This window comes from Pseudomonas sp. M20, assembly GCF_045037865.1.
Classification (GTDB): Bacteria; Pseudomonadota; Gammaproteobacteria; order Pseudomonadales; family Pseudomonadaceae; genus Aquipseudomonas.
In genome coordinates this window covers 1,793,030-1,806,784 of record NZ_CP173611.1, presented here as the reverse complement: position 1 = coordinate 1,806,784, position 13,755 = coordinate 1,793,030, and the positions used below count along the sequence as shown (strand labels likewise).

Below are 13,755 nucleotides of genomic sequence, written 5' to 3'. Positions count from 1 at the left end.
GGGTTTTGCGGTGTCGCTTGAAGTTGGGACAGCAGCCTCGCTTCAAACGATCAAAGATTCTCGTAGCGGTTCATGTCCAGCACGCCCTCTTCCACCGGATCGGTTTCGTGAATGTACTGACTCAAATCGTGGAAATAGAACCAGAATTGCGGATGACTGCGGCGGATCCCCCAACGTTCGACGATTTTCTCGAAGCGGTTGGCATCCTTGGCGTTTTCCATTGCATCGACAAACGCCGGCACCTGATCGGCCGGGACATTAAAGATGAAGTTCGGATAGCTGCTGAGCACGCCCGGGTAAATGGTCAGCGTATCCAGCCCGGGCTGATAACGCCGTGACTCGCCGAGCAGGAACGCCACGTTACTGTGCGCGCGGTTGCGCAACAGGCTGTACACCTCGCGTTTGCCACCGGCGGTTTCGACACGCAGCATGGTCGCTTCCGGAAGTTGGTCGATGACCTGCAATCCGGCCGCCGGGCGCGATGTCAGGCGACTCAATGCCTGTTCGGCATTTTGCAGCGCCGGGTCGATATTTGGCCGTGAGCAGTAAGCGCCGGCGCAACGATTGATCGGATCCGGCCGCGCATTGAGATCACCGTAACGCGCGAGCAATTGCATGGCGAAATCGTATTTCGGGTCTTTCTCGTCGAGGTTCAGCGCAGTCGGCTTGTCATCGTCAATCGCCTCGTAATCGAGCCACATCTTGAACTGGCCGCCGCTCTGGTACCAATCGTCGAGATAGTCTTCGCGCGAATCAGCGGGCATCAGGCGCAGGAAGTTCTGCTCGGCGCCATTGCGGATCAGGTCGAAATACAACCGGGTTTGCGCCTGATGGGAGACGTTGCCAAACACGTCGAAGTTGACTGCCAACTGGTAATAGGTGCGTTCGAGCAGCGGATAGTCAAACAGCCACATCGTCTGCGGCACCTCGCCAATCAGGCCTTTGGTCACCGAAGCGCTGTCGAAGTGACGGAAAATGCTCAGTAACGCGTTGTCATTGCCGGCCCACAGGGTCGACCAGCTCGGCGCGGGGAGATCGGCGTAGCTGTCGCGGCGCAGAGCCTCATATTCATTGCGCTTGTCGCGGTAGTTGCGCCACAGGCTCAACACGCTGCCGACATCGTCGTTCTGCCCGGGCATGGCCAACAGCGGCGTGGCCTGGCCGCGATAATTCGGGTCGGTGATATAGAGGTCGTGTTCCGGGGCCTGGAACAGCGCCCAGAAGTTGTCGCGAATCACGTCGGTCGCAATCTGCCCACGGCACACCGGGCCGCGAATAAAGGTGCGGACAAAGTACTCGGCGTTGTCGAGCATGAATTGGTAACGCGCCTGCGCCGGAATCGCCTCGAATGTCGCGAAGGGATTCGCGCGGCTCTGCGGGCCGTAACCCGGCAAGGCATTGACCTGCCAGTTGCCGCTGTAAAACAGGCTTTTCACCCGCGCCATCTTCGCCGCGCTCAGCAGATAGGTGATATGGGTTTTGTGCACGATCACCCCTTGCACCGGCCACAAGCGGTAATACACCTGGGTGCCCGGATCGTCGTTGGGACGACGGGTGGCGATCAGGTCGATCGGCTGCCCGCTCGGTGTGCGCGAACGCACCCACTGGAAGTAATGCCCCGGCTCGCCATCCTTGAAATAGATGTGCGCGAGGTACAAGTGCTCGTAAAGCCACCGTCCGACCAGACTCTGCCGGGCGCCGGGAGTATTAAGCAGATTTTCCCACTGGACGATTTGCAGCGCCTCTTTCGCGCTCGGCGCCAGGCCTTGTTCGTCAATCGGGGCACCCGAGGCCAGCCAGCGCTGCAGCGTCTGATATTGCTGATCGGTCAGCCCGGTCACCGCCAGCGGCATGCCTTCTTTCGGATGGGCGCCGGCGTAGCCCTCAAACTCGGCGGGCAGCGAGCACATGTTCTCGCGGTTCAGGCCCAGCACAATCTCTTCCGGGAGTTTGGCGTTGGGCGTCAGCGGCGTCTTGTGCCCGAGCTCGAGCATGCGCGCCATCAGCGCCGCCTGACTGCCCTGCGCATCGAGCACCGAATAGAAGTCTTTCTGCTGCCAGGCGCGTTTACCGAAGGCGTCGTAAAACAGTCGCGTGGTCGGTGCCGCTTGTGTGCGCTCGCCGTCATAGACCGGCATTTTGCTCGCGCCACGGGCCGCACCCTCGCCACTGCCCAGATTCAACTGGCAGGCCGAGTCGTAGCAGGCATGGCAGGCCACGCACTTCTCGGTGAAGATTGGCTGGATGTCGCGGACGTACGAAATCGACTGAGAAATGGCCGGCACAGTCGCTGGCTCTTGCGCCACGGCGCCCCAGCTGAGAAACAGCAACACAAAACCAATGACGCGGTAAGACATGCTGCTGATCCCGATTGTTAAAAAACGCCGCGATTCTACAGTATGACGCCCGTACCAACATGAGCGATATTCATGCAAAAGCCCAACATGCTCTAAAAGCGCACAGGTTTGCTATGATCCCGCTCCTTCGTAATGGTCTTTCCGAGTAGTCCAAATGTCCGATCGCAGCGTCCGCCTTCAAGCTCTCAAGCAAGCTCTCAAAGAGCGCATCCTGATACTCGACGGCGGCATGGGCACGATGATCCAGAGCTACAAGCTCGAAGAACAGGACTATCGCGGCAAACGCTTCGCCGACTGGCCGAGTGACGTCAAGGGCAACAACGACCTGTTGGTGCTCACCCGTCCCGATGTGATCGGCGGCATCGAAAAAGCCTACCTGGATGCCGGCGCCGACATCCTCGAAACCAACACCTTCAACGCCACGCGCATTTCCATGGCCGACTACGGCATGGAAGAACTGGCCTACGAACTAAACGTAGAAGGCGCACGTCTGGCGCGCAAGGTCGCCGACGCCAAGACCGCCGAGAACCCGGGCAAGCCGCGTTTCGTCGCCGGCGTGCTGGGCCCGACCAGCCGCACCTGCTCGCTGTCACCGGACGTCAACAACCCGGGCTATCGCAACGTCACCTTTGATGAGCTGGTGGAAAACTACACCGAAGCCACCAAAGGCCTGATCGAGGGCGGCGCCGACCTGATCCTGATCGAAACCATTTTCGACACCCTCAACGCCAAAGCGGCGATCTTCGCCGTGCAAGGCGTGTTCGAAGAGCTGCACATCGAACTGCCGATCATGATTTCCGGGACCATCACCGACGCCTCCGGCCGTACCCTGTCGGGCCAGACCACCGAAGCGTTCTGGAACTCGGTGGCACACGCCAAGCCAATCTCGGTCGGCCTCAACTGCGCCCTCGGCGCCAGCGAGTTGCGTCCGTACCTGGAAGAGCTGTCGAACAAGGCCAGCACCCACGTTTCCGCGCACCCGAACGCCGGCCTGCCGAACGAATTCGGCGAGTACGACGAACTGCCGTCGGAAACCGCCAAGGTCATCGAAGAATTCGCCCAGAGCGGCTTCCTCAACATCGTCGGCGGCTGCTGCGGCACCACGCCGGGGCACATCGAAGCCATCGCCAAAGCTGTTGCCGGTTACGCGCCGCGTCAGATTCCGGACATTCCCAAGGCTTGCCGCCTCTCGGGTCTGGAACCCTTCACCATCGATCGCAGCTCGCTGTTCGTCAACGTCGGTGAGCGCACCAACATCACCGGCTCGGCGAAATTCGCCCGCCTGATCCGTGAAGACAACTACACCGAAGCGCTGGAAGTCGCCCTGCAGCAGGTCGAAGCCGGCGCGCAGGTGATCGACATCAACATGGACGAAGGCATGCTCGATTCGAAGAAGGCCATGGTGACCTTCCTCAATCTGATCGCCGGTGAACCGGACATCTCGCGCGTACCGATCATGATCGACTCCTCCAAATGGGAAGTGATCGAAGCCGGCCTGAAGTGCATTCAGGGCAAGGGCATCGTCAACTCGATCAGCATGAAAGAAGGCGTCGAGCAGTTCATCCATCACGCCAAACTGTGTAAGCGCTACGGTGCTGCAGTGGTGGTGATGGCGTTCGACGAAGCCGGTCAGGCCGACACCGAAGCGCGCAAGAAAGAAATCTGCAAACGCTCCTACGACATTCTGGTCAACGAAGTCGGCTTCCCGCCGGAAGACATCATCTTCGACCCGAACATCTTCGCCGTCGCCACCGGTATCGAAGAACACAACAACTACGCGGTCGACTTCATCAACGCCTGCGCCTACATCCGCGACGAACTGCCGTATGCGCTGACTTCGGGCGGCGTGTCCAACGTGTCGTTCTCGTTCCGGGGCAACAACCCGGTGCGCGAGGCGATTCACTCGGTGTTCTTGCTGTACGCGATCCGTGCGGGCCTGACCATGGGCATCGTCAACGCCGGTCAACTGGAGATCTACGACCAGATCCCGCAAGAACTGCGCGACGCCGTCGAAGACGTGGTACTCAACCGCACGCCAAACGGCACCGACGCCCTCCTCGCCATTGCCGACAAGTACAAGGGCGACGGCAGCGTCAAGGAAGCCGAGACCGAAGAGTGGCGTAGCTGGGAGGTCAACAAGCGTCTGGAACATGCGCTGGTCAAAGGCATCACCACGCACATCGTTGAAGACACCGAAGAATCCCGTCAGTCGTTTGCGCGCCCGATCGAAGTGATCGAAGGCCCGCTGATGTCCGGCATGAACATCGTTGGCGACCTGTTCGGTGCCGGCAAAATGTTCCTGCCGCAGGTGGTGAAATCCGCCCGCGTAATGAAGCAGGCCGTGGCGCACTTGATCCCGTTCATCGAACTGGAAAAAGGCGACAAGCCGGAAGCCAAGGGCAAGATCCTCATGGCGACGGTGAAGGGCGACGTGCACGACATCGGCAAGAACATTGTCGGCGTGGTACTCGGTTGCAACGGCTATGACATCGTCGACCTCGGCGTAATGGTGCCGGCGGAGAAGATTCTGCAGGTCGCCAAAGAACAGAAGTGCGACATCATCGGCCTCTCCGGCCTGATCACGCCGTCGCTGGACGAAATGGTTCACGTTGCCCGTGAGATGCAGCGTCAGGATTTCCATCTGCCGCTGATGATCGGTGGCGCGACCACTTCCAAAGCGCACACCGCGGTGAAGATCGAACCGAAGTACAGCAACGATGCCGTGGTTTACGTGACCGACGCTTCCCGCGCGGTCGGCGTGGCGACGCAGTTGCTGTCGAAAGAATTGAAGGCCGGTTTCGTCGAGAAAACCCGTCTGGAATACGTCGATGTACGCGAACGCACCTCGAACCGCAGTGCCCGTACCGAGCGCTTGAGCTACGCCGCGGCCATCGCCAAGAAGCCGCAGTTCGATTGGGCAACTTATGAGCCGGTCAAACCGACCTTCACCGGCAGCAAGGTGCTGGACAACATCGACCTCAAAGTCCTCGCTGAATACATCGACTGGACGCCGTTCTTTATCTCTTGGGACCTGGCCGGCAAATTCCCGCGCATCCTTGAAGACGAAGTGGTCGGTGAGGCCGCCACCGCGCTGTACAAGGACGCGCAGGAAATGCTCGCCAAGCTGATCGACGAGAAGCTGATCAGCGCCCGTGCGGTGTTCGGTTTCTGGCCGGCCAATCAGGTGCATGACGACGACATCGAACTGTACGGCGATGACGGCAAGCCATTGGCCAAGCTGCATCACCTGCGCCAGCAGATCATCAAGACCGACGGCAAGCCGAACTTCTCGCTGGCCGACTTCGTGGCGCCGAAAGACAGCGAAGTGACCGACTACGTCGGCGGTTTCATCACCACCGCCGGCATCGGCGCCGAGGAAGTGGCCAAGGCTTACCAAGACGCTGGCGACGACTACAACTCGATCATGGTCAAAGCCCTGGCCGACCGTTTGGCCGAAGCCTGCGCCGAATGGCTGCACCAGCAAGTGCGTAAAGAGCACTGGGGTTACGCCAAGGACGAAGTGCTCGATAACGACGCGCTGATCAAAGAGCAATACAGCGGCATCCGCCCTGCTCCGGGTTACCCGGCCTGCCCGGATCACACCGAGAAAGCCGCGCTGTTCGCCTTGCTCGATCCGCAAGCCGAAGAAATGCGCGCCGGCCGCAGCGGCGTGTTCCTCACCGAACACTACGCGATGTTCCCGGCGGCTGCGGTCAGCGGCTGGTACTTCGCCCACCCGCAAGCGCAGTACTTTGCCGTGGGCAAGGTCGACAAGGATCAGGTCGCCAGCTACACCTCGCGCAAAGGCCAGGAATTGAGCGTGACCGAGCGCTGGCTGGCGCCGAATCTGGGTTACGACAACTGAGTCTGGCCAAGGGCCTGGGAACCTTCTGCTCCCAGGCCCGCCCCATCACTGCGTCACGGCCGCCACGAGGGCCCCGGTTGCGGTGACGAAGGGCCCGGCTGCGGCCCCTCTTCATGCGCTCCTGCCAATTTCTGCATTTCCTGGCGGGTCAGCGCCTGCAGCGTCGCGGAACGCGCATCGGCCAGTTCGATCCTTAACGCTTGCATCGCATCGAGATACGTCTGGAGCGATTCTGCACTGTCGTTTCTGTCGGGATGTGCATCCTCAACCTCTTCCATGCGCCTTGCGGCGTTCTGTTCAAGCGCCTGGAACTCGGCGGGATATTGTTCTTGCAGATAGACACCCCAGTAATCACGCGCACTAAGATCCTCCACGAATATGTTCGACGCCTCATCCGCCAGTACAGAGGCGCGTGCGTTGATCAATCGCCGCCCCCGGATGGGCGTGCCGTACAGCATATGCTCCGGTTGTGCCGGTAATTCCAGCCCGTCCGGCCAACCGCGGATCATGCCGATGCGATACTGCAGTCGCACTTCCGCTCTGTCCTGGTTAACGGCAACGGCTTCAGCCAGCCTGTCGACCCTGTCAAGTCGAAACAGGCGTCGGGTCATATCCAACAGGGCTCTGCCTCGCAGATCCGCACGATGACGAGGTATATCGCGTAAAGCGGTGTACACATAAACCCGTGTTTCCAGTTCGCTGAAAGAAAGAATGCGGCCATCAGGACAGGTGCCATGGGTCTCGGCGTTGGCAAATAACAGCTCGCGCAATTCGGTATTTTCACTCGCTGCCTGAATGACTTGCCATACCCGGTGAGTCAGATCGCCACCCGCCAGCCTGAACTCGGCGGTATCGTGCAGCGTCGAGAGCAAATGAAAGAACGACTCATGATTGGCTTCTTGCGCCAATTGCTGCCACATCTTTTGCCGAGCGGAGCGCGCATCGACGGGTGTGTAAGTCAGCCAGGTTTCCATGGCCGGCGCAGCCACGTCGTGTTGCGGGTTGGCAATAACCTCAAGTGCCTCGACACCCGCATGCACATCTGCACCCGGCACAACCGCTGCGCCGCCACCGCCCCCCCCGCCATCACTGTCATCGCTGTCATCGCTGTCATCGCTGTCATCGCTCCCGGACCCCGATTCATAGTCAAAATCGGACTCGCTGTCGGCATGTAACTGGCGCTGCACGATTTCATGATCCAGAGTGGCTCGCGACAGTCCCATCACAGGGCGGCCATCGTTGGCCACGCTGTAATCCCTGAGCTGTTCCAGACTATTGAGAAGCAGTGGATTTTCGGACAGGTCAGTGCCGGCAACCAGTGGTTGATGCGCGCCCCCCAACAACCAGCCAGGTATGTTCATGATGCGGTTGAGCGTCAGGTTCAACGTTTGCAGATGTTCCAGCTCCATTATTCCGTCTGGCCAATGCTGCAGACCATTGTTGGCGAGATTGAGGGTTTCCAGTCGGCTGAACGCGCTGGCGTTGAAGTCGTCCAGACGGTTGTGACTGAGGTCCAGCCATCGCAGGCGATCCCCTCCGACCTGGGAATAAAGGCTTTGCGCATCCCCAAAGCGATTGCCGCTCAACTCCAGCCGCGACAACTGGCTCAGGTTGCCGACGCCCCCCGGCAGCACCTCCAGCGCATTGCCATTGAGCGTCAGCGTGGTCACCTCAGGGAAAGCGCGGCAAAACCCGCTGAAACTTTGCAACGTGAATCGGGTACCGGTCAGATTGAGCGTGCGGACATGGGAAAGCACTGTCGACAGTGGCGGTAAATCGCCTGTGTGCACCCCGGTAAGATTCAGTGTCTGCCCTGCGCCATCGGCATGACCGGTCACGCCATCCTGCCAGCATTCACGGATTTTCAGCGCAGCCATTTCTCGACTGTACGCCGAGACCAGACTGCCGTAGACATTGGCCTCACGGGCAAAGATCCAGCCATTCAATTCGCGGGTCATTGATACGGCGGTTTCTTGCCATTCGCGCAACCGGGCATCGATCCCTGCATCAGTCAGCCCCTCCAGACGTAATCGGGCCACGCATTGCTGCGCCTCTTCCGGGGAAATGATCGGGTTCAGATCCTGCACCCGCTGTGCAAAACCTGTGGGACCTTCAACCACGGTGGTCTCGAGAAGCGGCGGCAACAGGCGTTCAACGAGAGAAAACGCTGTCTCGGCCGGCATCTCGCCCGGAGGCATCAGCAGCGGTACAGGTTGCAAGTCAAATTGCCCCAAGGCACCGATGGGCAGACCTCTGGCGCTTTCGATACGCCCTTGCGCCGCCGTCAAGGCCGCCGCCCCTTCAACACTGAAAGGATTGTTGGTCATCAGGCTGGTGCGCAGCAGCATGTCTGCGTGGCCGAGCACGGATTTCGGCAGTGCAGCGATGTTGTTGTAGCGCAGGTCCAGCCATTTCAATTGTGGAAGGTTTTCAGCGCCCCTTGGCCACGCACCGAGTGCATTCGAGCTGAGGTTCAATGTCTTGAGGCGGGTCAGGCCCGACACATCCAGTTCGGTCAGCCGATTGAGGCGCATGCTCAGATGTTCAAGGTTTACCAGACCATTGATCCGGCTCTGCAGCGCAGGGGTGGATTCGATCTGGTTAAAGGAGAGGTCCAGTCGCGTCAGTTGCGCCAGGTCGCCCGGCCTGAACGGCACCTCAGTCAAAACGCTCGAAGTGATTTCCAGGTTACGCACGCCACTGAAGGCCATGAGAAAATCGCGAACCTGCTCGACCGGCGCAACCATACGGTCAAGGCGCACGGTCCGCACGTGGGAAAATGTGCCGGCCGGTAACCGGGGTAGCTCGCTGACGGTGATTTCGTTCTGCGTCCAGGTCGAGTCATACAGCTCGAATACGCCGGCATCGTCGCGGTTCACGGGAAGTTCCCGCTCCAGTGGGCCAGGCGGTTGCACATTGGAGTCCAGGCTATAGCGCTTGCGTATGGCAGCACGCCAGTTTTTTTCGAGTGCGCGCAGCACCCGGACATTGGGTTGCGTCTGCCAGCGCGGCAATAGCATGGTCGTTCTCAGTCCATCGGACGCCGTGGGGTGATAAAACTGCCGGAAGATCCCGGCGTGCTCTGCACGTAAAGCCTCGACGGCGTTGAGTCTGGTTTCGGGGGTGTTCCACAGGTTCATGATGCGCGCAGGCAACGGATTGATATGCCCGGCCTCCCCCGTGAGAAACTCCAGCTCGCCGGCACAGTAGCGGCGAACCATCAAGTCGAGATCAACCAGATGTCCGAATTCCCCCATGTACTTTTTGACGTACTCATAAGCGGGCTTGAACGCCTCATGGGAAAACCTCGACCAGTCCAGCGATAGCCCCGCCCAGAGTCGTTCATGTCCGGTGTAGAGCGAGTCAGGAATGGAACTGATGGCGGTGCGCGACAGGTCCAGACGCTGCAGTGCAGGAAGCCCTTGCACATAGGCAGGCCACTGCACCAGGCTCAAGCCTTCGATCTTGATTTTTTCCAGGTGTGTGAGTGGTGCCAGGTCAAGCACCGGGGCGGGAGTGAACAATCCCGCGTAGTTGAGGTGAAGCTCTTCAAGCCCGGTCAATGCTCGCAATCTGGCTGGAAAAGAGATCGCCAATGCAGGCGCCGCTGTTCTGAACTTCAGACTTTTCAGCGAGGCCATTCTGGTCACCGCCTCGGGCAAGGTGGTCAATGCCATTTGTTGCAGCGCATAGATGCCATAGTGATTGCTCCGCTGCCCCAGCGACAATTTCTCGACATTGGGCAGCAGAGCCAGAAACGCTTCGGCATTGCCGTCGGTCATACCGTTGCCACCAATGGTCAGTTCGCGCACATGGGTAAAATCCGCCGCAAGTGCCGGCAAAGGATCGTAGGTGATGAACGCGAGCTGGTCTGCCCCGGGCATCTCGGCGGCTAACGGTGCCTTGCGCCAGCACGCCTTCAGCGCTTGCGCAGCCCGCAACCGGTGGCCCTGCTCGCCGCGCGCAGCCGTCGAATGCTCCACCCATTGATCAAGTGTCGTCTCAAGGTTGTTCCATTCAAGCAGGCGGTCCTGCAACATCTGAGCGATCTGGCTCTCGTTATCGCCCGCCCGCACTCGTCCCAGAATGAAGTCGTCAGCCTGCCTTTCGGTGAGATCGGGATAGATATCGCGCGCCCGTGCACTCAGCGCCGGATTGAGCCTGGGCCCCCTTCCGCTGGCGGCGTAACCGGTCAAGGTTTCGCTGACCCGCACAGGTGCCTTGAACCACTTGCCCTGCGGCTCCAGAAAGGCCAGCGTGGTGCTGTAATGCTGATCGGCGTATTCGATGATCTTTTTTTGCAGTTCGGGCCACTGACTGACCTCCGGCATGCCCAGGCTACGGCGCGCATCATCGGGCAAGGCGTGCATGATCGATGCGTAAAAGTTGCCTGCGCTTCGAGGCAGGCTATTGAGTTCTTCACCGCGATCATTGAATGCCTGGAATTGCGGGCCCTTTTTGATCAGGTATTTTTTTTCGCGGGCCGTCTCGCTGCCAATGCTGTCGAGCAACGTGCCACTGTCCTTGCCTTCGCGGACTTCCAGCCGCACGTTGTCTGGCCAGCCCGGCAGACGTTCCAGGGTGCGCAGCGCCAGGTGGCGGCTGTCCGCCGAGGCGATGTTTTCGCTGCGCAAGCCGGCATAGGCCGTGACTTGCCGACTTCGCCGCGCGTACCAACGAGCGTCCTCCAGCATCCGCAACGGGACTCGATGGGGAGAGCCCAGCCGCGCAAGATCATCGGTGTGACTGTGTGCAAGGATCTCTTGCGCAGCCGCGTCGCTGAGCCCCGGACAGGCGTTCTGCAAGAGCGTGACCCTGGCGTCGACGGGTTCGGTGCCCTTGTAAATACTGTCGTGAATCGCTGGTTGACGGGTTTGCGCGTGAGCGGCCATTTGCTTGCCAAATTCTGCCGGCCTCGCGTCATGCACGCGCGCGCCTTCCCCGCCTAGCAGTCGAGTGATTTCGGACTCGTCGAGCTGCGCCAGAATTCGCGCTGGCATATCCCCGCTCAGGATCTCGGGCCGGGTGACCTGGATCGGTGCCTTGACGCTCACACCCCGAACCCGGCGTTCGGATCCGTACTTGACGGATTTACCGGACATCTGCGGCCCTTCGAAGACCTCCAGCACCCGGTTCGCCGGCCAGCGCGGCATTTCAGTCACCAGCGGTAACGCATAAAAGTACATTTCGTCGATCGGTTGCGTCCCCTGCAACTGCTCCATGACGCGCGCCGTATCCGCATCAGCCTTGAACAGTTGCATGGCCTGAGTCAGCTCTGGCGGCGGCGCGGCTTTATCCAGATGCATCTTGCGCAACGCATTGTCACTGACGCCGCTGATATCGCCAGCCTTGATCAGTTCGGCGTCGGAAAATACGTCGGTGACATGCCCCATGCGCCGTAACAGGGTGAGGCGATCCCACGCCAGAGGCCGTTCCAGTGAATGACGCCAGGCCCCCCGGCCATTGCTTTCGAGCACAGGCTGATAGGCGCTGGCGTCAGTGGGATGCCTGATGCGCCACTTGCTGATCGATTCGTCATAAAACTGCTCGTAAACCTTACCGTCCTGACGAATAAAGGTTTTGCCATCGATCACGTACTGTCCCTGCGTGTTCGGGCCAGGACTGGCCTCCAGCGTCACCGTGGATTCGTACGCGCCGAGATCGGGCTTCCACAGTCGCGTCTGGCCATTGGGCAGCTTCACCGGGCTGAGTTGTTCGATGACCGGAACCGCACTGGCGGCTGAGAATTTGCGCACACCCACGCCCACCCCCGCCATCACCACGATCTGGGCCAGGTTCTCGGCGACGTCGATCAGATGATCCTTGGCCGCCCTGCGATCGCCTTCACTCCACTCGATCGCGCCCTCCAGGGTCTCGTACAACAATTGCCCGGCCATCACCACCATCATGACTTCGCCCAACACCGGCACAAACATCGACACCATGTTCAATCCCAGCATGCCGATTTGCATCAAGTGCGCCAGCTTGGCCTCACGCGCTTTCACATCGACGTCAGCCGTCGGCACGGCGTGACTTCGGGCGTCGGCCAGGACCTTCTTGCAGTTCTGTTTATACAGGTACTCCCAAAGATCCTCGTTGGGCGCCCAGATACCCCGCCCCTCGCGACTTACCGTCGACGCGGCGATGTACGGATCAGGCTCAGGCACAAGCTTGACATTGCGCTCCGGCGGCAGCTCCCGGATTCGCGAAAACACCGAACCGGGGGTGATCGATTCAATAAATGCCAGCCATGGATTGCGCTTCAGGCGCCAGGCATCGTTCGGAGAGTCGTCGGCCTTCTTCGTGAACTGACTGAAATAGTATGGGCGCTGGTCATAGGGCAGGAACTGACTGAGGAAGCGCTGGTAGGACGTCGGCTGCGCACTCGAAGCCTGTGCAGCATCGCGCGCTGTGAGCAAGCGCTTGAACTCGTCGCGCATTTGCGCACTGCTGTAGCGCTTTAGCGGATGCTCCGGATCGTGGGGGATGTACACGATCACCTCATCGCTGTAGCGGTATTTTTCACAAATATCGAAAACCACACAGCCGGTCATTCTTTTTTTCATCACCCCCAGATCGGCAAACCAGACCGGTTTTTCGCCAATCCACGGATGCATCTGGCCATCGATCACTGACACAATCATGGCGTGATCCGCCGGTTCGATGTCCTTCTGCAACAGTGCCTGTTCGGCCGCGGCGCGCAGGGTCGCCTTCTGGCTGCTGATGAATCGCTCGCGCAGTTCGGCTTCAGCCGCCGCGTCCGTCGGATGAAAGAAGCCCTGCAGATAGGTCTGGTATTGCTTGCCGATATCCAGGCGGCGGCACAAGCCCAGAAACTGGCTGACGGTCAAGCCGGGGCTCACGGACTCGTAGGTGTCCGGCGTGGTCGTCGCGACAACGAAACCGGAGGTGCTGTGAAACGCGTCTGCCGCGCATTCGTAGGCTTCAAAGTTATGCAGCGCGGCGTCCAGCAGCGAAAGTTTGAAGAGCTCGAACGATGCCAGTTCAATCTTCAGAACACCCATTTCTACCGGACGTTTAAGGCACAAGAGTGTCTTTTCGACATCCACTTGCACCTGGTACTGGTCTTTCAAGGCCTTGATCAGCAGGGGTTTGGCGAACGCTTCAACCGGCTGGAACGTCGACATGCGCTTGTCCAGGCGGTTCTGCGCATCGACACTGGCCTTGAAGCTGTCACTCAACGCCGTTCGCTGAGCGGGCGTGGCGTCTTGATACCAGGACGGCAGCACCGTCGAGACGTTCTTGAGCGCATCGCGTCGTTGCGTCGTTGCGTCGGTCAACCATTGTGGTGCGTTTTTTTCGAGGAAGACGCCGTGAAGGCTGCGCGTCGCAGCCAGCTTCACGGGCCGGTTTTCGTTTGCGGGCGGAGTCGGCGAAACAGGCTGCGCCGATACCGGGTCGGGTGGGATAGCGATCATGATCACTCCTTGGTTGATGGAGTGAAAAGCAGACCACTCAGGAGCATCCCGACTGCGGTATCCCTGTATCGCCCGACCCGCAGTTGGTAACCGC

General features: G+C 59.9%; 3 protein-coding genes. 1 reads left to right on the top strand and 2 read right to left on the bottom strand.

Features of this window, described 5'->3' with window-relative positions; all coding sequences use genetic code 11:
* Positions 1 to 50: 50 nt before the first annotated feature.
* Positions 51 to 2,357 carry a fatty acid cis/trans isomerase gene (locus ACI514_RS08150; protein WP_405123490.1) on the bottom strand — a complete coding sequence of 769 codons (2,307 nt, stop codon included), beginning with the start codon at positions 2,355 to 2,357 and terminating at the stop codon, positions 51 to 53.
* A 154-nt stretch (positions 2,358 to 2,511) separates the two neighbouring features.
* Between ACI514_RS08150 and metH the strand changes: the two genes are divergently transcribed.
* Positions 2,512 to 6,222, top strand: coding sequence for a methionine synthase (metH, locus tag ACI514_RS08145; RefSeq protein ID WP_405123489.1), 3,711 nt, complete (start codon positions 2,512 to 2,514; stop codon positions 6,220 to 6,222).
* Between the two features lie 53 nt (positions 6,223 to 6,275).
* On the opposite strand, the gene ACI514_RS08140 is transcribed toward metH, so the two are convergent.
* A complete protein-coding gene (locus tag ACI514_RS08140) occupies positions 6,276 to 13,661 on the bottom strand; it encodes an NEL-type E3 ubiquitin ligase domain-containing protein (RefSeq protein ID WP_405123488.1) in 7,386 nt (2,461 codons plus the stop codon).
* Between the last annotated feature and the right edge of the window lie 94 nt (positions 13,662 to 13,755).